Annotated in this window: 17 protein-coding genes and 1 pseudogene; 12 read left to right on the forward strand and 6 right to left on the reverse strand. The window is 74.0% G+C overall.

The genetic code is table 11. From position 1 onward, the window contains the following. Positions 1 to 15: 15 nt before the first annotated feature. The 3 genes and pseudogenes from P3T34_RS35790 to P3T34_RS35800 form a co-directional block, all read right to left on the reverse strand. On the reverse strand, positions 16 to 693 hold the full coding sequence (locus P3T34_RS35790) for a methyltransferase domain-containing protein (RefSeq protein ID WP_348534734.1): 678 nt from the start codon (positions 691 to 693) through the stop codon (positions 16 to 18). Further along, positions 690 to 1,370: a glycosyltransferase gene (locus P3T34_RS35795; RefSeq protein WP_280672597.1), complete on the reverse strand. Its 681-nt coding sequence runs from the start codon at positions 1,368 to 1,370 to the stop codon at positions 690 to 692. The genes P3T34_RS35790 and P3T34_RS35795 overlap by 4 nt, the downstream gene beginning before the upstream one ends. Continuing rightward, positions 1,344 to 2,027 (reverse strand): annotated as a pseudogene (locus P3T34_RS35800) (glycosyltransferase family 2 protein); the annotation flags it as partial. The pseudogene P3T34_RS35800 and the gene P3T34_RS35795, both read right to left, overlap by 27 nt. A 104-nt stretch (positions 2,028 to 2,131) precedes the next feature. Here P3T34_RS35800 and P3T34_RS35805 point away from each other — a divergent pair. Together P3T34_RS35805 and P3T34_RS35810 are read left to right on the forward strand one after the other, a co-directional pair. Then, positions 2,132 to 2,899: a response regulator transcription factor gene (locus P3T34_RS35805; RefSeq protein WP_280670400.1), complete on the forward strand. Its 768-nt coding sequence runs from the start codon at positions 2,132 to 2,134 to the stop codon at positions 2,897 to 2,899. Then, positions 2,896 to 4,074: a HAMP domain-containing sensor histidine kinase gene (locus tag P3T34_RS35810; protein ID WP_280670402.1), complete on the forward strand. Its 1,179-nt coding sequence runs from the start codon at positions 2,896 to 2,898 to the stop codon at positions 4,072 to 4,074. Before P3T34_RS35805 ends, P3T34_RS35810 begins: the two co-directional genes overlap by 4 nt. Here P3T34_RS35810 and P3T34_RS35815 read toward each other — a convergent pair. Further along, positions 4,045 to 5,550, reverse strand: coding sequence for an NAD(P)/FAD-dependent oxidoreductase (locus tag P3T34_RS35815; RefSeq protein ID WP_280670404.1), 1,506 nt, complete (start codon positions 5,548 to 5,550; stop codon positions 4,045 to 4,047). The two genes, P3T34_RS35810 and P3T34_RS35815, sit on opposite strands and share 30 nt — an antisense overlap. 233 nt (positions 5,551 to 5,783) lie before the next feature. Here P3T34_RS35815 and P3T34_RS35820 point away from each other — a divergent pair, with 233 nt between their 5' ends. After that, entirely contained in the window at positions 5,784 to 6,641 is an 858-nt protein-coding gene (locus tag P3T34_RS35820) for an alpha/beta fold hydrolase (RefSeq protein WP_280670406.1), read from the forward strand. Between the two features lie 9 nt (positions 6,642 to 6,650). Here the strand turns inward: P3T34_RS35820 and P3T34_RS35825 are convergent, their stop codons facing one another. Beyond that, a complete protein-coding gene (locus P3T34_RS35825; RefSeq protein ID WP_280670408.1) occupies positions 6,651 to 7,733 on the reverse strand; it encodes an NAD-dependent epimerase/dehydratase family protein in 1,083 nt (360 codons plus the stop codon). A gap of 145 nt (positions 7,734 to 7,878) precedes the next feature. Between P3T34_RS35825 and P3T34_RS35830 the strand changes: the two genes are divergently transcribed. The 5 genes from P3T34_RS35830 to P3T34_RS35850 are packed head-to-tail and all read left to right on the forward strand — an operon-like array spanning position 7,879 to position 16,303. Then, positions 7,879 to 9,492 (forward strand): TIGR02677 family protein, encoded by a 1,614-nt coding sequence (locus tag P3T34_RS35830; protein ID WP_280670410.1) that lies wholly within the window; start codon positions 7,879 to 7,881, stop codon positions 9,490 to 9,492. Next, positions 9,492 to 10,820, forward strand: a complete 1,329-nt coding sequence (locus tag P3T34_RS35835) for a TIGR02678 family protein (RefSeq protein WP_280670412.1) — start codon at positions 9,492 to 9,494, stop codon at positions 10,818 to 10,820. The genes P3T34_RS35830 and P3T34_RS35835 overlap by 1 nt, the downstream gene beginning before the upstream one ends. Beyond that, on the forward strand, positions 10,817 to 11,587 hold the full coding sequence (locus P3T34_RS35840) for a hypothetical protein (protein ID WP_280670414.1): 771 nt from the start codon (positions 10,817 to 10,819) through the stop codon (positions 11,585 to 11,587). Before P3T34_RS35835 ends, P3T34_RS35840 begins: the two co-directional genes overlap by 4 nt. Continuing rightward, positions 11,508 to 15,035, forward strand: coding sequence for a TIGR02680 family protein (locus P3T34_RS35845; protein ID WP_280670416.1), 3,528 nt, complete (start codon positions 11,508 to 11,510; stop codon positions 15,033 to 15,035). Before P3T34_RS35840 ends, P3T34_RS35845 begins: the two co-directional genes overlap by 80 nt. Further along, positions 15,032 to 16,303, forward strand: coding sequence for a TIGR02679 family protein (locus P3T34_RS35850; protein WP_280670417.1), 1,272 nt, complete (start codon positions 15,032 to 15,034; stop codon positions 16,301 to 16,303). The genes P3T34_RS35845 and P3T34_RS35850 overlap by 4 nt, the downstream gene beginning before the upstream one ends. 19 nt (positions 16,304 to 16,322) lie before the next feature. On the opposite strand, the gene P3T34_RS35855 is transcribed toward P3T34_RS35850, so the two are convergent. Next, entirely contained in the window at positions 16,323 to 17,225 is a 903-nt protein-coding gene (locus P3T34_RS35855) for an alpha/beta fold hydrolase (protein WP_280670418.1), read from the reverse strand. A 70-nt stretch (positions 17,226 to 17,295) separates the two neighbouring features. On the opposite strand from P3T34_RS35855, the gene P3T34_RS35860 reads away from it, so the two are divergent. The 4 genes from P3T34_RS35860 to P3T34_RS35875 all read left to right on the forward strand — a co-directional run bounded on the left by P3T34_RS35860 (position 17,296) and on the right by P3T34_RS35875 (position 22,188). Next, a complete protein-coding gene (locus P3T34_RS35860) occupies positions 17,296 to 17,970 on the forward strand; it encodes a TetR/AcrR family transcriptional regulator (protein WP_280670419.1) in 675 nt (224 codons plus the stop codon). A gap of 104 nt (positions 17,971 to 18,074) precedes the next feature. After that, positions 18,075 to 20,024: a cholesterol oxidase substrate-binding domain-containing protein gene (locus P3T34_RS35865; protein ID WP_280670420.1), complete on the forward strand. Its 1,950-nt coding sequence runs from the start codon at positions 18,075 to 18,077 to the stop codon at positions 20,022 to 20,024. A gap of 119 nt (positions 20,025 to 20,143) precedes the next feature. Continuing rightward, the gene (locus P3T34_RS35870; RefSeq protein ID WP_280670422.1) at positions 20,144 to 21,259 is read left to right on the forward strand and encodes a PP2C family protein-serine/threonine phosphatase; all 1,116 of its coding nucleotides are present in this window, start codon (positions 20,144 to 20,146) and stop codon (positions 21,257 to 21,259) included. 74 nt (positions 21,260 to 21,333) lie between these two features. Beyond that, a complete protein-coding gene (locus P3T34_RS35875) occupies positions 21,334 to 22,188 on the forward strand; it encodes a hypothetical protein (RefSeq protein WP_280670423.1) in 855 nt (284 codons plus the stop codon). Positions 22,189 to 22,228: the final 40 nt, after the last annotated feature.

A 22,228-nucleotide genomic window follows, 5' to 3' on the forward strand; every position in this document is an offset into this window, starting at 1 on the left:
CGCGCGCCGGGCGGGTCAGCGGCGCAGCGCCACGAAGCAGCGCCCGTCGACACTCCACCGCTCGTGCTCCGACAGCCCGGCGGCGGCCGCCCAGCGCACCGCGGCCGCCGCGTCCAGCCGGGCCCAGCGGAACGGCGGCCCGCACCGCCCGGTGGCGTCCTCCACCTGGACGGTCACCCGTTCGTCCGCCGCGGCCGGCTCGACCTCGGCCAGCAGCGTGCCGCCGGGGGCCAGCAGTTCGGCGGCGCGGGCCAGCAGGGCGGCCGGATCGCCGCCGATGCCCAGGTTGCCGTCCGCGAGCAGGGCGGTGCCCCAACGGCCCTCGCCGGGCAGCCGCTCGAAGACCGAGCGGCAGATCGCCGCGCCGCCCAGCCGACGGGTGCGGGTGACCGCCGCCCTGGTGACGTCGACGCCCAGCGCGGGCAGGCCGAGCGCCAGCAGCTCGGTGACCAGCCGCCCCGGCCCGCAGCCGATGTCCAGCGCCGGGCGCCCGGCGACCAGGCAGCGCAGCAGCAGGCTGCGGTCGGCCGCGTCAGGCGGCGCGCACCAGCGCTCGACGTCCAGCCGGTGGCGTCCGCCGTCGGCGCGGCGCAGCCAGAGCGGTCCGCGTCCGGTGCGCATCGCCTCGGCGAACGGGTCGTCGCTCCATGGGCGGTTGGTAGGGCGAGTGGCGGTGCTCTGGAGCAGGCTCACCCGGTCACCGCGGCACGCTGGGTGACCTCGCGCCAGCAGGCCGCGAACCGGCCGGCCGGAGCCTGGGCGGCGACCTGGCGGGCGTCCGCCGCGGTGTCCACGTCGGTCAGCTCGGGCAGCCGGTGGACGCGCAACCCGGCGTCGGCGAGCCGCTGGAGCAGTGCTTCGCCGGTGTGCGGGGTGGACATCGGCACGCCCATCAGCAGCCGTCCGGCCAGCTCCGCGCTCGGCCGGGCCAGGCCCAGCGCCCAGAACCCGCCGTCCGCCGCCGGCCCGTACCAGGCGTCGGCGCCGCGGCGCTCGGCAGCCGAGAGCGGGGCGGCCAGCGCCTGGGCGCTCAGCTGCGGGGTGTCCATGCCGACCAGCAGGGCCGGTGCACCGGCCGGGGCGTGCCCGAAGGCGGCGGTGAGGCGGGCGTCCAGCCCGCCGCCCACCTGTGGCACCACCTGCCAGCCGGGCGGCAGCCACCGGCCGGGCGCGCCGTCCAGCACCAGCAGCCGCCGCCCGGCCGGGACGGTGCCCAGCGTGTGCAGGGTGTCCGCGAGCGCTGCCTCGGCCAGCGCGGCGGCCTGCTGCGGGCTGTACGGCGGGGTCAGCCGGGTCTTCACCCGTCCGGCCACCGGCGCCTTGGCGATCACCAGCAGGGTCGGCGGCGGCGAGGCCAGCACCGCCCGCATGTCCTGGACGGCCTGCCGGGTGCCGCGCAGCGTCCCGGTGACCTTGGAGCGTCCGGCCCGCGGGCGGTAGGTGACGTCCACCTCGGCGATCCGCATCCCGGCGGCGGAGGCGGTCAGCACCATCTCCAGCGGATAGCCCGAGCGGCGGTCGCCCAGGCCGAGCGCCAGCAGCCGCTCGCGCCGGGCCGCGCGCATCGGGCCCAGATCGTGCAGCGGAGCGCCGGTACGGGCGCGCAGCCGCCCGGCGAGCACGGCGTTGGCCAGCCGGGCATGCGCAGGCCAGGCGCCCAGCGCGGTCGGCCGGCGGCGGCCGAGCACCAGCTCCGCCGTGCCGGCCAGCACCGGGTCCACCACGCGTGCCAGCTCGGCCGGGTCGAGTGAGCCGTCGCAGTCCAGGAAGCAGACCACCTCGGCGGTGGCGGCCAGCAACCCGGTGTGGCAGGCGGCGCCGAAGCCGCGGCGCGGTTCGTGCACCACGGTGGCGCCGAGCGAGCGGGCCAGCTCGGCGGAGCCGTCGCGCGAGCCGTTGTCGACGACGACGGCACGCCAGCCCGGCGGGATCCGGTCGAGCACCCAGGGCAGCGCGGCCGCCTCGTCCAGACACGGCAGGACGACATCGACGGAGGGATGGAGGGGAGTTGTGGTCACGCTCTTCACGCTACGCACGGTCACCGCCCGCGAGGAGGTACCGGCACCTTACGGAAGTCGTACGGGGAACCGGCTGCTCTGTTCGGGAGAGCTGCGCTCCTTATGCTCAAGGGGTGACAGAAACGACTCCGACCCCCGCGCCGTCGGCCGCCCGTGTGCTGGTGGTCGACGACGACCCGACCGTCGCCGAGGTGGTCACCGGCTACCTGCTGCGCGCCGGTTACGCCGTGGACCGGGCCGCCGACGGCCACGAGGCGCTGGAGCGGGCCGCGGCCGGGCGCCCCGACCTGGTGGTACTCGACCTGATGCTGCCCGGCATCGACGGCCTGGAGGTCTGCCGCCGGCTGCGGGCGTCCGGCGCCGGACCCGCGGTGGTGATGCTCACCGCCAAGGGTGAGGAGTCCGACCGGATCCTCGGCCTGGAGCTGGGCGCGGACGACTACGTCACCAAGCCCTTCAGCCCGCGCGAGCTGGTGCTGCGGATCCAGTCGGTGCTGCGCCGGCACACCGCCCCGGCGCCGGGCCCGGGTACCGCGCTGCTGCGCGCCGGTGACCTCACCCTCGACCCGCAGGCCCGGCGGGCCTATCGCGGCGAGCGTGAGCTGTCGCTCACCCTGCGGGAGTTCGATCTGCTGGCGTTCATGGCCAGGAACCCCGGCACGGCCTTCGGGCGGGAGGAGCTGATGCACAAGGTCTGGGGCTGGGACTTCGGCGACCTGTCCACCGTCACGGTCCACGTGCGGCGGCTGCGCGAGAAGGTCGAGGACGATCCGGCCGCGCCGGTGCTGATCAGCACGGTGTGGGGGGTCGGCTACCGCTTCGACCCGGTCGGCGTGCCGACCGTCGGAGTGGCTACCACGCAGGGGAGTGCGTCCGCGTGAAGGACCTGCTGATGATCGCCCTGCTCGCGGCGCTCGGCACGAGTGCGGTCGGGATGGTGGGCTGGCCGGCCGTGTGGCTGCTGCGGCGGCGCTCGGTGGCGCTCTCGATCTTCGCCGTCGCGGCGGTTACCGTGCTGGCGATGACCGCCGGCACCGTCGTGGTGGCCCATGCGATGTTCCTCTCCGACCACGACCTCGGCGTGGTGATAACGGTGCTCTGCATGGCCGCCGTCGTCTCACTGATCATCGCCGCCCTGCTCGGGAACCAGGTGGTGGCCGGCAGCAGGGCGTTGGCACTGGCGGCCCGAACGGTCGGCAGCGACGAGGGGTTTGCCGCGCCGACCGGTCCGCTCGGCTCCGAGATGGCCGAGCTGAGCGCCGAACTCGCGTCCACCAGCGCCCGGTTGGCCGAATCGCGGCAGCGCGAGAAGGCACTGGAGGCGTCCCGGCGCGAGCTGATCGCCTGGATCTCGCACGACCTGCGCACCCCGCTGGCGGGCCTGCGGGCGATGGCCGAGGCCCTGGAGGACGGCGTCGCGGAGGACCCGGCCCGCTACCACGGCCGGATCCGCACCGAGGTGGACCGGTTGACCGGCATGGTCGACGACCTCTTCGAGCTCTCCCGCATCCAGGCCGGCGCGCTGACCCTCACGCTCTCCCGGATCTCGGTGTACGACCTGGTCGGCGACGCCATAGCGGGTGCCTATCCGCTGGCCCGCGAGCGCGGGGTGCACCTGAGTGGCGAGCAGGTCGAGCCGGCCCCCGTCGAGGTGGACAGCCGGGAGATCACCCGGGTGCTGGGCAACCTGCTGATCAACGCGATCCGCTCGACCCCGCAGGACGGCGTGGTCGCGGTGGCGGCCCGGCGTGAGGCGGGCGAGGTGGTGCTCTCGGTCACCGACGGCTGCGGTGGGATCCCCGAGCACGACCTGCACCGGGTCTTCGAGACCGGCTGGCGCGGCGGCAGCGCCCGCACCCCGCGCCAGGCGCGTCCGATCAGCGGCGTGGCGGGCGGCTCGGCGATCCAGCACCACGGGGACACCGGCGCGGGGCTCGGCCTGGCGATCGTGCGCGGCATCGTGGAGGCGCACGCCGGGCGGGCGTCGGTGCGCAACGTCAGCGGCGGCTGCTGCTTCGAGATCGCGCTACCGGCGGCCCAGGCCTCGCTGGCCTGACTGCTGTGGCGTCGGCTGCGCGGGCAGGGGTGTGGGGCCGGTCGGTGCGTGGCAGGTGTAGGGGGCGGGGTCGAAGCGGCTCAGTTGCCGGATGAGCCGCCCGGTGGACCAGGGCCAGGCGAAGGTGTTGCGGCCGCCGGGGCTGAAGTAGTAGCTGGTGCAGCCGCCGGAGTTGTAGACGGTGGTCCGCAGCGCCTCCTGTACCGCCGTGTTGTGCGCGGCCTGGGCGTCCGGCCGGACCTCCAGGGCGTGCTGGCCGGGTCGGTCGAGGTGGGCCAGAACGGCGGTGAGGTAGGTCAGTTGGGCTTCCAGGACGGTGATCGCGGAGGTGGAGCCGCCGAGCAGGTTGGGCCCCAGCAGCAGGAAGAGGTTGGGGAAACCGCTGACGGTCGTGCCCAGATACGCCTGCGGCCCGCCGTCCCAGGCCTCCTGCAGAGTCCGGCCGTCGAGGCCGTGCAGACTGCGGGCCAGCGGGAGTTCGCCCATGCGGAAGCCGGTGGCCATGATGAGCACATCGGCCTGGACCGAAGTGCCGTCGGCGCCGACGATCTCGTTGCCGCGTACGGCCGTCACGGCGGTGGGGTGCAGACGGACGTGCGGTCGGGTCAGGGCGCGGTAGAAGGTGCTGGAGGTCAGCAGTCGCTTGCAGCCCAGCCGGTAGCCCGGGGTGAGTGCCTGGCGCAGCTGTCGGTCGCGGACCGCGAGCCGCAGGTAGGCGCGGGCTCCGAGCTCGAGCAGACGGGCGAGCCGAGGGTGGCGAAAGGCGTAGGTGAAGCCCTCCTGCAGGGTGTACTGCCCGGCGCGCAGAGCCGCGCGGGAACCGGGCAGGCGGTCCAGGAGCCGGTTGACCGTCGCAGGTACCGGTAGGTCGGGTTTGGGCAGCACCCACTGGGCGGTTCGCTGGAAGAGGTGCACGGCCGCCGCGCGGGCCGCGATGGCCGGGACGACCTGGACGGCGGAGGCGCCGCCGCCCACCACGGCCACGCGACGCCCCGTCAGGTCGAGGCTGTCGTCCCACCGTGCGGTGTGGAGCACGGGCCCGTCGAACTCCTCGATCCCGGGGACGTCGAGCCGGCGCGGGACGTGCCACGGCCCGGTGGCCAGGACCAGGACCGCAGCGCTGTAGGGTCCGTCGCTGGTCTCGATCAGCCAGCGCCCGGCCGTCGGATCCCAGCGGGCCTCCCGCACCTGCACTCCGCAGCGCAGGACTTCGTCGAGGCGGTACCGTTCGGCCGTCGTCCGCAGGTAGGTGTGGATCTCCCGCTGCCCGGCGAAGACCCTGCTCCAGGCGGTGTCCGGGGTGAACGAGTAGCTGTACAGCGTTGAGGGCACGTCGCAGGCGCAGCCCGGATAGGTGTTCTCCCGCCAGGTGCCGCCGAGTTGCGACTCCTTCTCCAGGATGAGTAGGTCGTGGAACCCGGCCCTGCGCAGTCGGATGGCGGCGCCGATGCCGGAGAATCCCGCTCCGACGACCACGACGCGCACGTCCTTGCGGGGCTGTGCGGACTGGACTGGCTGTGCGGACTGGGCCGGCTGTGCGGACTGGGCCGGCTGTGTGGCCTGGGCAGGAATCACAACTGAAGAACGCAGGACGAGGCCCGGAGGTCACCCTTGGTGTGCGAACCCGGAGCTTGTTTCCGACGGGCCGATGCCCGTAGCGTGCGAGCGGGCTCGTCCGACCGGGACGGGCGGCACGACCTGGGGGTGGCATGGCACGCGCGCAGCTGGACGGCCTGGAGACGGAGTACGAGAGCTTCGGCAGCCCGGCGGACCCCGCGCTGCTGCTGATCGCCGGCATCGGATCGCAACTGACCTGGTGGCACACCGGGTTCTGCGAGCTGCTGGCGAACCGCGGCTACCACGTGCTGCGCTTCGACAACCGCGACAGCGGACTCACCGCGGCCGAGCACCGGCCCCCGCCGGTGCGTCCCGCCGGGGCGAGCCGGGCGCCCTACCTGCTGGGCGACCTGGCGTCCGAGGCAGTGGGACTGCTGGACGCCCTGGGTATCCCGGCCGCGCACATGGTCGGTGCGTCGATGGGTGGGATGATCGCCCAGCAGCTGACGATCGATCACCCGGGCCGGGTGCTGAGCCTCTGCTCGCTGATGTCCCGGCCCGGCGACGGGGTCAGCGGCGACGCACAGAGCAAGGTCTACGACGCCCTGCTGAGCCGGCCGGGCGAGGGGCGCGAGCGGGCGATCGAGGCCGGGGTCGCATTCGGCGAGATCATCGCCTCGCCGGACCACCCGCTCGACCCGGCCGTGCGCCGCGCCGAGGTGGCGGCCGCATACGACCGCGCCTACCGCCCCGACGGGTTCATCCGCCAGCTGTCCGCGATCCACGGCTCGCCGGACCGTACCGACGGCCTGCGCTCGGTCACCGTGCCGACCCTGGTGGTGCACGGCGAGCAGGACCCGCTGATCGACCCGAGCGGTGGCCGGGCCACTGCCGCCGCCGTTCCCGGCGCGCGGCTGTGGCTGGTCCCGGGGATGGGACACGACCTGCCGCGGGCGCTCTGGCCGGCCCTGGTCGAGGCGATCGCGGACAACGCCGCGGACAGGCCCTAGCCGCTCCGCTCAGCGGTGGTCGAGGTATGTCCGGGCGCCGCGCAGCGGGGCGGCGGCGAACTCGGCCATGCCCGCGGCGAAGGGCACGGTCGGCCGCCAGCCGAGTTCCGCGCGCAGCCGCTGCGAGTCGGCGGTGATGTGCCGGACGTCGCCGAGCCGGTACTCGCCGGTCACCACGGGGGCCGGGCCGCCGAACGCGGTGGCCAGCGCGGTGGCCATCTCGCCGACCGTGTGCACGCTGCCGCTACCGGTGTTGAAGGTCCGCACGGTGCCCTCCGGGCTCAGCGCGACGGCCGCCAGCGCCGCCTCGTTGGCCGCCGCGACATCGCTGACATGGACGAAGTCGCGCCGCTGGCCGCCGTCCTCGAACACCCGGGGCGGACGGCCGGCGGCCAGCGCCGAGCGGAACAGCGAGGCGACCCCCGCGTACGGCGTGTCGCGCGGCATGCCGGGGCCGTAGACATTGTGGTAGCGCAGCGTGGTGACCCGGCCGCCGCAGGCGCGGGCCCAGGCGGCGGCCAGGTGCTCCTGGGCGAGCTTGCCGGCGGCGTAGACGTTGCGCGGGTCAGCCGGCGCCTCCTCGCCGACCAGGCCGGGCAGCAGCGGCGCGGCGCAGTGCGGGCACGGCGGTTCGAAGCGCCCGGCGTCCAACTCGGAGGCCAGCCGCGGCCCGGGGGCGACCGGCCCGTGCGCGGCGCAGGTGTAGCGGCCCTCGCCGTAGACCACCATCGAGCCGGCCAGCACCAGCTGCCGCACGCCGCCGCGGGCCATCGCCGCGAGCAGCACCGCGGTGCCCAGCTCGTTGCAGCTCACGTACTCGGGCGCGTCGTCGAAGTCCAGGCCGAGGCCCACCATCGCGGCCTGGTGGCAGACGGCGTCCACCCCGTCCAGCGCGCGCCGCACGGTGGCGGGGTCGCGGACGTCGCCGTGCACGAACTCGACCTCGGTCGGCAGCGTGACGCCGGCCCGTCCGTCCGGGTGGACGGCGGGCAGCAGCGCGTCCAGCACCCGGACCCGGTGGCCGGCCGCGACCAGCCGGGCCGCGATGGCGGAGCCGATGAACCCGGCACCGCCGGTGAGCAGAATGTCCATGCGCCGACGCTAACGCCGTGGCGGGCGGCGATGGAGCGGTGGCGGCGGACCGTCAGATCTCCGTAATGCCCGAGCACAGCCCTGGCTGCGGGCGATTTCCGGGATCACGGCAGGGCCGTCCGTGGTGTCTCGTACGCTCAGTATCATGCACCACGCGAACGCCCCTGCCGACCCGCCTCCGCATGCGCACCCGCCGGCTGACGACGGAATCTGGCAGCGCCTCGCCGTCTACTCGTACCTGAGCGCTCCCGAGCGCCTCGAATACGTGGCCGTGATGCGGGTGTTCTGCTCGACGCTGCTCGCGGACCTTGCCGTGCCGGACGTGGTCGAAAGGCTCGCGCGGGACGGGGTGTGGCAGGGGCAGCTCGACGCCGACGTCCTCACGGCGCGGCTGGAGCAGCTGGTGAAGTGGGGAAACCTGCTGCGCAGCAGCCACGCGGTGAAGGCCGCCAGCATCGCCGAGTACCAGCGCTCACGGGCCCGGTACCAGCTCTCGAAGCCCGGCGAGCAGGTGCAGCGCGATGCCGAGGAGGTCCTGGCGAGCGCCGACGCGGCGCGCGAGGTCAGCAGCGAACTGCTGGCGCTGGTGGACCGGGGGCTGCGAGAGATCGCGGCGGCCGTCCACGTGCCGGGCGGCGCCGATCCGCAGGAGGCGCTGGAGAGGATCAGCACGCTGTTCGTGCAGTTCGCCGAGTTCGCCGAATCGGTGCGGGACTTCTACGCCTACCTCGGCCAGGTCCTCGCCCGGTACGACCTGGACGGCGCCGAGTACCAGGGCTTCAAGGAGCTGCTGCTCGACTACGTCGAGGCGATCACCGAGGAGGTCGCGTTCCGGTCGCCGAGGATCGCGGCGACCCTGACCCGGCTCTGGCCCGACCTACCGGGGCTGCTGAAACTGATCGGCGCTCACGCCACCGGGCTCGGCGCCCTGACCAGCGGCCTGCCCGAGACCCGGGTGCAGCGCAGCCGCGGGCGCGAACTGGCGGACTGGGAGGGCCTGCGCGGCTGGTTCGTGGACACGGACGGGCGGGGCAGCCAGGTGGACCAGCTCCGGGACGCGACCCTTCGCGCGCTGCAGTCACTGCTGGCCAACGCCAAGCGGATGCTGCGGTCGGCGGCTGGGGAGATGTCCCGCCGCCGGGATCTGCTGCGGCTCGCGGCCTGGTTCGACGCCGCCGACCCCGAGGACGCGCACGATCTGGCGGTGGCGGCGTTCGGGCTCCACAGCGCGCGGCATCTGGGCGTCGCCCCGGATCCCGACGGCACGGTGCCCGCGTACGTCAGTTGGTGGAGCGGCCCGGCCGTTGACGTGCCGGTGGCGCTGCGCGAGCGCGGCAGCCGGGCGCAGCGGGGCCGGTCCGCGGCGGTCGAGGACTACTCCGCACAGAAGGCCCGGCTGCTCGCCCTGGCCCGCGAGCAGGCCGTCGCCCGCCAGGCGGCCGCCGACGAACTGCGCAGCGCGTCAGGGCGGTTCGGGCATGTTCGGCTGAGCGCCGCCGCCATGGGCCTGCTGCTGGAGCTGCTGACCTCGGCGCTCGGGAACTCCCGGCTGCGGTGGGCCGGCCCGGCCGCACCGCCCGGGTTCGGCCTGGAGGACGCGCGGGCCGGTGATGCCGAGCTGGACCTGCGCCTGACGCTGCGCCGGGTGCCGGGCGCGGTGACCGTGCTGCGCTCGGTGGACGGCGACCTGGCGGTGGACGACCTGGAGATAGCGGTCACCGCCTTCGCGGCAGTGGCCCGCGAGGAGGTGGGCGCGTAGTGGCGCTGCCCTCCTCCCATGACGTCGCGCTCGCCGCCGAGCGCCGCAGCGCCGCCCGCCTGCTGCTGCGCCACCCGCTGGTCACCGCCGACGGGCCGCACGCCGACGCCTTCCCGCTGGTGCGCCGTCACGCCGACTGGTTGGCCCAGCGGTTCCAGCAGGTACTCGGATACCGACTCCTGGTGGAGGCCACCTACGCGCGGCTCTTCAAGGCGGGCCTCGGCCCGGGCTCCGGCCACCGGATGGAGCGCTCCACCGGCACGCCGTTCACCCCGCGGACCTACGCCTACCTGGCGCTGGCCCTCTCCGTCCTGGTGACCGCGCCGGAGCAGGTCCTGCTGTCCCAACTGGTCGCCGACGTACGGGCGGCGGCCGTCGACGCGGGCCTGTCCATCGAGGACTCCGGTCGGCCGGTGGAGAAGCGGACGCTGGCGGCCGCGCTGCGCCGACTCGTCGACTGGGGTGCGCTGACCGAGACGGACGGCAGCGTCGGTTCGGTCGCCGCGGAGGCCGGCGGCGAGGCGCTGCTCACCGTCAACCGGGAGATCGCCCGCTCGATCGTGGCCGGCCCGCTGACGCAGAGCACCGACGGCGCGGACCTCGTGCTGCGGTCCGCCGATCCCGGATTCGGCGGACCGCGCACCTATGTGCGTCGGAGACTGGTCGAAACCCCGGTCGTCTATCTCGACGAGCTCACCGAGGCGGAGCGCGACTGGCTGCGGACCCGGCAGCGGCGCGAGGCCGAGGCCTTCTCCGAACTGCTGGGCCTGGAAGCCGAGATCCGGGCCGAGGGTGTCGCCATGATCGACCCCGACGACGAGCTGACCGATCTCCGGCTTCCGGGCACCGGGACGGTCGCCCAGGCCGCGCTGCTGCTGGTCGACCGGCTGGTGCGACGGCTGCGACCCGACGAGGCGGGCCATCCGGCGGTCGGCGGCCGTCTCACGATCGGCGTGCCGATACCGCCCGGCCTGGTCGCCGAGCTCCTCGACGAACTGGTCGAGGAGTACGGCCGGCGTGCCAACTGGCAGCGCGGCTACCTGGACAGCCCGGCCCTGCTGCGCGCCGACGCCCTCGAACTCCTCAGCCGCATGCGACTGGTGGCACCGGCCGGACCGCTGCGTGCCGACGGCCACGGCGTGCCGCCGTGGTACGAGAGGGCCGCCGGCGACGGGCGGGCCGTCACCGACGTGTCCGCGGCCCGCACCGCCGTCGTCGGCGAGTGGGTGCTGCTCGCCGCGGCCGCCCGGTACGCCACGACCGTCTCGCTCAAGCACGCCGATCAGCGGGCAGCGCAGCCCGACCGACAGGGAGAGCCTTCTTCGTGAACCGCCGCCCGACCCACCCCGTGTCGCAGCACGCGGCCCCGCACCGCTTCCGGCTGGGCCGCGCCGGGATTCTCAACGTCTGGCAGTACGACCAGCAGGAGTTCGCGTTCGGCGATGGCCGGCTGCTGCTGCGCGGCAAGAACGGCGCCGGCAAGTCCAAGGCCCTGGAAATGCTGCTGCCCTACCTGCTCGACGGTGACGCCCGCGCCCTCGACGCGACGGGAACCGGTCGCACCACGCTGGCCTGGCTGATGCTGGACGGCTTCGAGCAGACCAACCGGCTGGGCTATCTGTGGGTCGAGTTCTGCCGAACCGACGAGGACGGGAGTGAGCAGTTCCTGACGGTCGGCGCCGCCGTGCGCGCGTCGAAGTCCACCAACTCGGCCACACCCTTCTTCTTCACGACCACGCTGCGGATCGGGCACGACCTCCAGCTGGTGGAGTCCGGCCAGCCGCTGGCGCTGGACCGGCTGCGGGCCGCCGTCGGCGCGGGCAACGTGCTGGACAGCGCCCGTGACCACCGGACCAGAGTGGCCCGGGAGTTGTTCGGGCTGACCGACGCCGCGCGCTACCGCAACCTCGTCCAGCTGCTGCACCGGCTGCGCCGCCCGACGATCGGCGACCGCATCGAGTCCGGCGGTCTGGTGACCGTACTCGGCGAGACCCTCCCCGCGCTCCGACGACGACGTGATCGACAAGGTCGCCCGCAACCTCGACGATCTCGACAGCGTCCGCCAGGACCTCGGGCGGCTGGAGCGGACCAATGAGGCGCTCCACCGGTTCCTGGGTGGCTACCGCGGCTACCTCCACGGGGCCCTGCGCCGTCGGTCGGGCGAGGTCGTCGCGGAACTCCAGAAGCTCGCTGAGCGGCGACTGGCCGCCGGGGAGATCACCCGACGGGTGGCCGAGCTGCGTGGTGAGGAGGCCGAAGCACGGGAGCGCCACGAGCAGTTGGCGGCCGAGCAGGACACCGCCGAGGCGGATCTCGTCACCCTGCGGACCAGCGCGGGCTATCGGAGCCTGTCCGAGCTCGGCGAGCGGCGTCGCACGGTCGCAGCCATCCAGGCGACGGCCGGAGCCAGTTACGCGGCCTTCCAACTGGCGCACGGCGCGCAGCTGGCGGCCGGCGCCGCGGTCAGCGCCGGCGCCCATCGTACGGCCGGTGAACTCCGCGAGCTGGGCACGGCCCACCGTGAACTCTGCGACCTGGCCGACCGATCCGGCCTGGCGCCCGCTCACCTGGGCGATCCGGCCAATGGCACGGTGGCGGTACTCGCCGCCGCGAGCGAGCACGAGATCACCGATCCGGACGGCGGCAACGAACTCCTGCGTGGTGAGCGCGTGGAGGCCTTCGACACCGCTGCGGTGGCCGCCTCGCTGCGCTCCTGGAACGCCCAACTCGCCGCCGCCGAGCCGGTGATCAAGAGCAGGATCCGTGTCGTCACCGAACTCGCCACCCTGCTGGACGAGTTGCGGGAGACGCAGACGAAGGCCCGGGAGGCCGACACCGAGCACGAGCGACTGGCGATCCAGGCCGAAGCCGAGGCAGCTCTCGTGACGGATCGTCAGGCAGCCGTCGTCACGGAGGGCGAGGCGTACGCGGCCGCGGTCGACGCCTGGACGGGCCTCCTGGAGGTCCGCTCCGGCGTCTCACTCGACGCCGTACGCGAGGCAGTGCGCCGCGACCCGTCCACGGATGCCCCTTTCGAGGAGCGGACGCTGCCCGCCTCGGTCGGGGAGGAGGTGACGTCCGCCGCCCATGAGGCACTCGACGCCCACCGGCAGGCCCTCTCGGACCAGCGCGAACAGGCGGCCTTGGTGGCCGACGGTCTCGCCCGTACGCTCGACGCCCTGCGGGCGGAGCGAGCCGACTGGGAGCGGCACAGCGACCCCGTACCCCCGAGGCCGCCGCTGCGGGACGCTCCCCGGCTCCCGGACGGCGGCGCCCCGCTGTACCGGCTGGTCGACTTCTCGCCGGACCTGACCGAAGCCCGGCGGGCAGGCCTCGAAGCGGCGTTGGAGGCGGCCGGGCTGCTCGACGCCTGGGTCAGCGCGGACGGCGTACTGCTCGATCCGCACACCCGGGACACCGTGCTCACCCCCACCGCGCCGGCCGGCGGCTGGTCGCTCGCCAACGTGCTGCGCCCCGTCCCCGCGGCCGGCGGCGGCGTGACGGCCGCCCAGGTGGCCCGCATCCTGGCGGCGGTCGCGCTGGTGCCGGTCGGCGTCCCCTTCGGGGCGGCGGCGGGCGGCGCGGTGAGTACCGACGGCCGGTGGCGGCTCGGCGTCGCGGGCGGTGCCCACACCAAGCCGGTGGCCGAGTACGTGGGCGCCGAGGTGCGGGCGCAGACCCGCCGCCGGCGCCTCGACGAACTCGCCCACCGCATCGGCGAGGTGGCGCAGGAGACGGAGCATGCCCGCTCCCACGCAAGGGAGTTGACGGATCGCCGGGCGGCTCTCGACGAGCTGCTGCGACGCCCCCCGACGAGCCGGACCCTGACCGGAGCCTGGGCGCGCCTGGAGGAGACCGAGCGGATCACCGCCGATCTCCGCCAGGCGGCCGCGGCGGCGGACCGGGTCGCCCAGGACGCCCGGACCCGCTGTGTCGACGCCCGCCGCCGCGCCGAGTCCGCCGCGACCGCACACGCGCTGCCGGCCGACCCGCGCGCGCTGCCGCTGGTGCGCTCCGCGCTGGACGGCCTGGCCGACGGCGTCAAGCGGCTTCGCCGCCGCGTGGCATCCGCCGCCGACGGCCTGGCCGCCCACCGCGAGGAGCGCCGGAGCTACCAGCGCGCTCGCACCGCCCGGGAGGAGGCCGAGCTCGGATACGGTCGGCGGGCAGCGGAGTTGGCGACCGCCCGCCGGGACATCCGGAAGCTGGAGAGCGCCGTCGGAGCGAGCGAGCAGGCGATCCTCGCCGAGGAGGAGGCCGTGGTACGGCGCCTGGACGAGATCGGCAGGGAACTGCCCGGAGCGCAGAGCAAGGCTGTGCGCCTGCACGACGAGGTGGTGCGCGCCGAGCAGGACGAGCAGACCAGGCGCGCCGAACTCGCCACCCAGGAGGAGGCGGTGATCCGTCGCGGGCGGGCCCTGCGCACCGCCCTGGCGACGCCCGACATCGTCCGCGGGGCGGCCCTCGGCGAGCACCTCGGTGAGCTCTCCATCCCCGACCCCGTCCACGAGGACGCCAGGACCAGGCTGAGAGCCCTGCAGGCCCTGGTCGAGGCCGCCCACCGCAGCCTCGACCCCGAGCGCCACGACGCCTCCGACACCACGCTGCTCAACCGCTTCAGCGAACTGCGGGACCAGCTCGCCGGAGGATACGACGCCACCCTGGAGGAGCCCGACGGCATCAAGGTCTGCCGCCTCGTCGACGACACCGGCCCGCACGATGTGGCCTTGGTCGGTGAGCGCATCGCCACCCAGGCCGCCGACGCGCGAGCCCGGCTCACCAACCGCGAGCGGGAGGTCTTCCAGCGGTTCCTCACCGGCGAGTTGGGCGATCATCTCTCCTCGCAGATGCTTGCCGCCGGAGCGCTGGTCGACGCCCTCAACGCCACCCTGCGGTCCGTCCGCACCTCGCACGGCCTCGGCGTCGAGCTCGACTGGCGGTTGGCCGACACCGTCGACGCGGATGTGCGGGCCGCCGTCGACCTGCTCCGCAGCCCGTCCGGCCTGCGGACCCGCGAGCAGTCGGAACAGCTGCGGGAGGTCCTGCAGCGCCGGATCGAGGACGCGCGCCGCGCTGATCCGGCAGTCGGCTACGCCGCCCATCTGCGGACCGCACTCGACTACCGGATGTGGTTCACCTTCCAGCCATGGGTGCTGGACGAGTCCTCGACCGCCCGCCGCAGGAAGTTCACCGGGCGCACTGGGCTCAGCCAGGGCGAGCAGCGCGTCCTCTCCTATCTCGCGCTCTTCGCCGCGGCCGCCGCGCAGTTCACCACACTGGCCGAGAGTGCCCCGCACGCACCCCGGCTGATCCTGCTGGACGACGCCTTCGCCAAGGTCGACGAGCCGACGCACGGCAGGCTCGGCCGCATCCTGGTCGATCTCGACCTCGACTTCGTCCTCACCAGCGAGCGCCTGATGGGCAATTGGCCCGACGTGCCGGCGCTGCAGATCTACGAGTGCCTGCGCGACCCGCACGTTCGCGGGGTCGCCACCCTGCACTACACCTGGAACGGACGCAACCGACGGCTGGTGAGCGTGTGACCCTGCCCGCGCAGACCCTCGGGTTCCTGGCGCAGCCCGCCCTCGGCCGCTTGTGGACCGCGGTCCGCCACCGCCTGGAGCGCAACGGACTGCAAGCGGTCGGCAGCATCCGCCTGGACGGCCTCAGCGCGGTGGAGCACCAGGCGCTGTCGCTGCTGCTCGGCCGCCGGACCAGCGGCGCCGCCACCACGGTCCGGCTCGCGGAGCTGGACGCCCGACTGCGATCCACGGCGGCCGGTTGCGGCCTGAGCACGGCCGTCGAACACCTGGGGCCACCGCTGACCGACCGGCGCGCCGCACGGGACACCGGTCGACAGGCGCGGACCGCGCTCTGGGCGGCCGTCGACGCCGCTGTGGCCGCCTCCCCGCTCGCCGGTCAGGAGTGGGTGAGCGGCTGGCTGGACGAGCTGCGCCGCAGCGGCGCCGTCGGCAGGCTGTCCCCGCAGGACGCCGCAGGCCTGCTCCGCCAGGCCGTCCAGGTCCTCGGCGTGCTGCGCCCGGGGCGGGACGAGGAGGCGCCGCCGTACGGCCGAGGGGAGCTCGCCACCCGGGTGACCGGCACTGCCCACGGGCTGGACGACGACACCGCCCTGTCCCGCCTGGTCCTGCGGGGCCTCGCGCAGGCGATGGGTACCGAGCCGCCTTCGAGCGCGCCCGGTCGCCGCGCGCTGTGGCGGGCCGCATCCGTGGTCCCGGACGAGGTGTCGAGCACCGTGCTCACCTACGGCCTGCGTCCGACGGGCGGAGGGTGGCGCCGGCGGGCTCTGCGGGAACGGGCCGACCACCACGCCGAAACCCATCTGACGCTGCGTGAACTGCACGCCCTCGAGCTCGAGTTGACGCCGGACACCCCGGTGTATATCTGCGAGAACCCCCGGGTGGTCGAGGCCGCGGCCGAAGCCCGCTGCACCGGCGCGCTGGTCTGCACCTCCGGCAGCGCCTCCACCGTCGTACTTGAGCTGCTCGACGCCCTCGCGGCCGCCGGCCAACCGCTGCGCTACCACGGCGACTTCGACTGGCCGGGCATCGCTCTCGCCAACCGCGTCATGCGCCGCTGCGCGGCCGGGCCGTGGCGGATGGCGAGCCAGGACTACGAACAACTCGCCGCCCACGCCCGGTCGCAGGGAACCCCGCCGCTCCCGCTCGTCGGCGCTCTCGTGCAGGCGAGTTGGGACGCCGGCCTCGCCGCCGCCATGACGGCGTCGAACGCGGCCCTGCACGAGGAGTCGGCACTCGACTGGCTGATCGCCGACCTGGCGCCGGAGTAGCGCAGCAGGAATCCATGCTCTACTCGGCCCCTACCTCCTGCCGGCATGAGGCGACGAACCGCAGCAGGTGCTCATTGACCAGGTCGGGGCGCTCCAGGTTGAGTCCGTGGCCGGCCCGCTGCACGATCTCGGCCCGGACCCCCGGGATCAGCGCGGTGACCCTCTGCAGTACCTGGCGTGGGCGGAGCAGGGCGCTGCGGCTTCCCACCAGGACGAGGGTGGGCAGCCTGATGGACCTCAGTTCCTCGTCGGTGAACGGCCTGGCCGCGGGGCGGGTACTCGGCTTGAAGGTGCGCATGCCCAGCATCAGGGGAGCGATCATCTCGGGCGGTGAACTGAGTGCGGGGTTGGCGAGCAGCCGTCCCAGCGCCGGACGCAGCCGCCGCGGGGCGAGCATCCCGAACAGGCCGCCGATCATATGCGCGTAGAACCGGGCGGGGACCTTCTCGATGCCGCCCGGGTCCAGCGGTGCGACCGACGCGAGGCGCTCGGGCCCGTGGATGGCCTGGTTGAGGGCCAGCCAGCCACCGTAGGACAGACCGACCAGATGGATCCGCTCCAGTCCGAGACGGGCGAAGACCTCGCCGAGCCAGGCGGCGTTCTCCTCGGAGCCGGCTGCGACAGCGCGCTGAACACCACGGCCGGGGTCGTCCAAGGTGTCGATCGCATAGACCGGGTGATTCTCGCCCAGAGCGGCGATCTGGGGGTACCAGTTGGACGCGTGCCCGGCGTGGCCGTGCAGCAGCACGATCGGCTCGCCGGTCCGGGGCCCGTAGCGGTGGACGTGGACGGTGCCGTAGGCGGTCTCGACGTCCAGTTCCTCGCGCGGGGCCGGCCACAACTCCATGGCGCGGTCGTACGCCTCAAGGAATTTCGTCCGGGCCTCCTCGGAGGCGAAGCGTCCGACGCTTGTCCTGGTCATGATCCCTCCCGGTGGATGAAGCAGCATTTGATGGTATGTTTGTACCATAAAAACGTTCGAAGGGAGCCCGATGCCGAAGCTGGTGGATCACGAGGAGCGACGGGCCCAGATCATCGACGCCCTGCTCCGTGCGGCGGCGGACACCGGACTGCACGCCGTCACCATGCGGTCGGTCGCGGTCGAGGCGGGCATCTCGGTGCGGCTCGTGCAGTACTACTTCGACACCAAAGAGCAGCTGCTCCTCGCCGCACTCACCCGCCTGGCCGTACGCATGGGCGAGCGGGTTCGCGACCGGGTGAGGGCGGTCGGATCCTCGACGGCTCCGCGCGACATCGTCCGGGCGGTCCTGCTCGAAGCCATCCCGGCCGACGAGGAAAGCCGCACCTTCCACCTCGTCTACACCGAGTACGCGGTGCTCTCCGTCACCGACCCCGTACTCGCCGGCCAGCCGTTCCTCGCGGCCCCCAACGAGATGGAGGACTTCCTGGTCGGCCGGCTGACCGCCGCCCAGCAGGCGGGTGACACCGACCCGCGCCTGGACGCCCGTCAGGAGGCCGTCATCCTCCTGGCAGCCTCCGCCGGCCTCGGCCTCAGCGTCCTGCTCGGCCAACGGACGGCGAACGACGCGGCCGCTGTCCTGCACTACCACCTCGGCCGGCTGTTCCCCGATGCGCAAGCCTCCGACGGCTGTAGCCAAGCAGAGAAAGTTCCCGGCGAGCCGAGTTTCACTCGAACTAATGATTGATTACGACTTTCTGGTGGGCGGGTGGTGCCTCTCAGTAGCGTCTGTGCCACGAGCTGACCGAGTGTCAGCAGTGGTTCGACGGGTGTGGGAGAGGGTGGGGAGACATGGCTGTGCGCAGGTCACCAGGGCGGGTATCGCCGGAGGGCGGCGACGCGATGGGTGGCGCGGTGGGTGACGCGAGGGGTGACGCGGCGCAGGACGTTGCGGACGCGTCGGGCGGCGGTTCGCTCGGCGGGGCGGCGGGGCTGACGCGCCGCCGATTGCTGGCCGGCTCCGCCGCGCTGGGTGGCGGGGTCTGGCTGCTGCGCGGCATGGTCGGGCCCGACACGGCCTCGGCGGACGCGGCCTCGGGAGCCGTCCCGCCCGCCTTCCCCGCCGGGATCGAGCTCTACCAGCGGGTCTTCGAGAACTGGGCCGGCGAGATCCACACCGACCAGCTCTGGACGTGCGCGCCGCGCACCCCGCAGGACGTGGTGACCCTGGCGAACTGGGCCAACGCACAGGGCTGGCGATTGCGCGCCCAGGGGTATCGGCACACCTGGGCGCCGCTCACGGTGGCGGACGGCACGCCGTCCTCGACCGCCGTGCTGCTGCTGGACACCACCCGGTACCTCACCGCGGTGGGGCTGGCCACCGAGCCGGGCGGCCTGCCCGCCGTCCGCGCGCAGGCCGGCGCGGGGATGGAGCAGGTGCTCGCCTTCCTGGCCGGCCAGGGCCTCGGGGTCACCAGCTGCCCGGCCCCCGGCGATGTGACGGTCGGCGGCGTGCTCGCGATCGGTGGCCACGGCACCGCCGTCCCGGCCGCGGGGGAGAGCCCGCTGCCCGGCCACGGCTACGGGTCGGTCAGCAATCTGGTCACCGAACTCACCGCCGTGGTGTGGGACGAGGGCGCCGGTCAGTACGTGCTGCGCACCTTCCAGCGCAGCGAGGCCGACAGCGCCGCCTTCCTGGTCCACCTGGGCCGGGCGTTCGTGACGGAGGCCGTGCTGCGGGCCGGCGCCGACCAGAACCTGCGCTGCGTCAGCCGCCTGGACATCCCGGCGAGCGAGCTCTTCGCGGCTCCGGGGGCGAGTTCCAGCTCGCGCCGGTTCGCCGACTTCCTGGAGCGGGACGGCCGGGTCGAGGCGATCTGGTTCGCCTTCACCGAGTACCCGTGGCTCAAGTCCTGGAGCGTCACCCCGGAGCAGCCGTTCAGCTCGCGGGCGGTCGACCAGCCCTACAACTACCCGTTCTCCGACAGCATCCCCACCCCGGTGGCCGACCTGGCCGGCCAACTGGTCGGCGGCTCCTGGGCCTTGGCACCGGTCTTCGGGCAACTCCAGTTCCTGATCGCCCGGCTCGGCCTGACCGGCGACCTCACCGACGTGCTGCTCTCCGGCGGCCTGCTGCGCGACCTGCTGACGCTGGACGTGATCACCCACCTGCTCGCGGACGGCCTGGGCTCCGACCTCTGGGGCCCCTCGCGGACCCTCCTACAGTACGTCCGGCCGACCACGCTGCGGATGACGGCCAACGGATACGCCGTGCTCGCCAAACGGGCCGACGTGCAGTGGGTGGTCAACCAGGTGACCTCGGGTTACCAGCAGCTGCTGACGGAGTACCAGGGGCGGGGCGCCTTCCCGATCAACGGCGCGGTGGAGATCCGGGTGACCGGCCTCGACGATCCGGCGGTGGTCGGCGTGCCGGGCGCCAGGGCGCCGCTGCTCTCCGCGCTCAGCCCGCGGCCCGACCACCCCGAGTGGGACGTCGCGGTCTGGTTCGACGTGCTGACGCTGCCCTCCACCCCGGGGCTGCACCAGTTCGGCCGCGATCTGGAGCAGTTCCTGCTGACCACCTTCGACGGCACCCGGGCCGCGCTGCGCGTCGAGTGGTCCAAGGGCTGGGCCTACACCGCCGACGCCACCTGGGCCGACCAGGACGTCATTACCAGGGTGATCCCGGACAGCCACCGGGCCGGCGGCGGCCCGGGCTGGGACGAGGCCGTGGCGACCCTGAACCGCTACGACCCGCACCACGTCTTCAGCACCCCGTTCCTGGACACCCTGCTGCGCTGAGCCGGTGGCCTCGCGCCCTCGCCCTCGCCCTAGCCCCGGCGTGGGCGCGAGGCCACGTCGCCGGGCCGCTGCGAACGGCGGAGAGTTGAGGGTGGACGCGACACGGAAGGGAGCAGACCGTGCCCGAGCAGCTCCAGCAGCAGCCGGCCGTGGCGGTGGGCCCGCCCCGGCGGTCGCATGGCCTGCCCCAACGCTGGCGCGGCCTGTTGCTGGGCGCCTACCTGCTGCTCGCCGCCGCCGTCGCGGCCGATCTGCTCACCGGCCCCGGGACCACCGTCTCGCCCGTGCTGGCCGCTGTCCCGGTGCTGGCCGGCACCGGCAGCCGCTCGGCGCGGGTCCCGCTCCTGGCCGGGCTGATCGCGCTGGTGGCGGTCGCGCTGCTCAGTCTGGCCAACCGCGACGTGCCCGCGTCCGTGCACGCGGCCGCCCTGATCGCCGTCGCGGCGGTCACCCTGGCCAGCGTTGCCAACGTCGTGCTGCTGCGCGCCCGCGACCGCGAGCTGCGCCAGGTCCGCACCGTCTCCGAGGCGGCCCAGCGGGCCCTGCTGCGCCCGGTGCCCGCGCGGATCGGCCCGCTGAGTCTGGCCGTCCGGTACGAGGCCGCCGCCGCGGAGGCCCGGATCGGCGGGGATCTCTATCAGGTGCTTGACACCCCGCACGGCGTGCGGATCCTGCTCGGCGATGTCCAGGGCAAGGGCCTGGGAGCCGTCGACACCGCCGCCGACGTCCTCGGAGCCTTCCGTGAGGCGGCCCGCACCGAGGCCGACCTTGCCGTGGTGGCCGAGCGGCTGGATTCCGCCCTCGCCCGCGGGTCGACGAGCGACCGCTTCGTGACCGCCGTCCTGGTCGGCCTGCCCGGGCGATCGGGAGTGGCGGAGGTCGTCAACTGCGGTCACCCCGCGCCGATGCTCCGGGTGCGCCGCACTGGCGCGGTCAGCGAGGTGCAGCCTCCCGGTTTCGCACCGCCGCTGGGCCTGCGCGAGCTGACCGGCGAGCACTACCTGGTCCGTGAGGTCGAGTTGCACCCCGGCGACCTACTGCTGCTCTACACCGACGGGGTGTCCGAGGCCAGGGACGCCGGCGGAGTGTTCTACCCACTGGCCACCCGGCTCGCCACACTGCCCGCCCACGACCCGGGCGGGCTGCTCGACCAACTCCTCGCCGACGTCGAGGCCTACGTCGTGGGCGGGCTGACGGATGACGCGGCGCTGCTGGCCGTCCGCCGCGAGGTCTGAGAGCCGCCCCGGGCTCCGGCTCCGGGCACCCCGTGCCGTCAGCGGCCCGCAGGCCACCCAGCACAATGAGCGCCATGAGTACCCATGACGAGAAGGACAGCCCCGAGCCGGACCACCTCGCCGCACTGCTCCATCGCCGGCTCGACCGGATCGAGGCCCTGCTCGGCTCCGGAGCGTCCGTGGACAGCACGGTGACCGGTGCCGACGCTGACGGGGTTCCGCAGGCCGAGGCCGGCCCGGGCATCCCCACCCGCCCGGGCATCCCCACCCGCCCGGCCTGGCGGGCCGAGACCGAGGCCGAGCAGCGCTGGGCGGTGACGGTCGCGATCCTCTCCGCTGTCGCGCTGCAGTTCTTCCTGCCGGCCCGGCTGAGCATCCACCCGCGCTGGCTGCTGCCCGCCCTGGAGGTCGGCCTGCTGATCGCGCTGGTCGCGATGAACCCGCACCGCCGCCTCGACCAGAGCTCGCGGGTGCTGCGCGCGCTGAGCCTGGCCCTGGTCGCGGCGATCAGCCTCGCCAACGGCTGGTCGGCGGTCAAGCTGGTCCGCGAGCTGGTCACCGGCGCCGGAGCGCCCACCGCGCTCGGACTGCTCGGTACCGGCGCCGCCGTCTGGGCGACCAATGTGATCGCCTTCGCGCTCTGGTACTGGGAGTGGGACCGCGGCGGCCCGGCGGCCCGTGCCCGCGGCACCGCCGACTACCCCGACCTGCTCTTCCCGCAGATGCAGCAGCCGGACATCGCCCCGCCCAACTGGGAACCGGGGTTCTTCGACTACCTCTACGTGGCCTACACCAACGCGACCGCTTTCAGCCCGACGGACACTATGCCGCTCTCGCTCTGGGCCAAGATGCTGATGATGCTGCAGTCGGCGGTGTCGCTGCTGACGGTGGTGCTGGTGGTGGCCCGGGCGGTCAACATCCTGCAGTGACCGCGTGGCACGCCGCCCGCTGCGGCGAGAGGCTGGACCC

This window comes from Kitasatospora sp. MAP12-44 (assembly GCF_029892095.1).
Classification (GTDB): Bacteria; Actinomycetota; Actinomycetes; order Streptomycetales; family Streptomycetaceae; genus Kitasatospora.

Coding starts and splice junctions, on each gene's coding strand:
- P3T34_RS35820 (WP_280670406.1), top strand. CDS start 5,784: ATGGCACGCGCGCAGCTGGACGGCCTGGAGACGGAGTACGAGAGCTTC.
- P3T34_RS35825 (WP_280670408.1), bottom strand. CDS start 7,733: ATGGACATTCTGCTCACCGGCGGTGCCGGGTTCATCGGCTCCGCCATC.
- P3T34_RS35855 (WP_280670418.1), bottom strand. CDS start 17,225: ATGACCAGGACAAGCGTCGGACGCTTCGCCTCCGAGGAGGCCCGGACG.
- P3T34_RS35860 (WP_280670419.1), top strand. CDS start 17,296: ATGCCGAAGCTGGTGGATCACGAGGAGCGACGGGCCCAGATCATCGAC.
- P3T34_RS35865 (WP_280670420.1), top strand. CDS start 18,075: ATGGCTGTGCGCAGGTCACCAGGGCGGGTATCGCCGGAGGGCGGCGAC.
- P3T34_RS35795 (WP_280672597.1), bottom strand. CDS start 1,370: ATGCGGGCGGTGCTGGCCTCGCCGCCGCCGACCCTGCTGGTGATCGCC.
- P3T34_RS35830 (WP_280670410.1), top strand. CDS start 7,879: ATGCACCACGCGAACGCCCCTGCCGACCCGCCTCCGCATGCGCACCCG.
- P3T34_RS35875 (WP_280670423.1), top strand. CDS start 21,334: ATGAGTACCCATGACGAGAAGGACAGCCCCGAGCCGGACCACCTCGCC.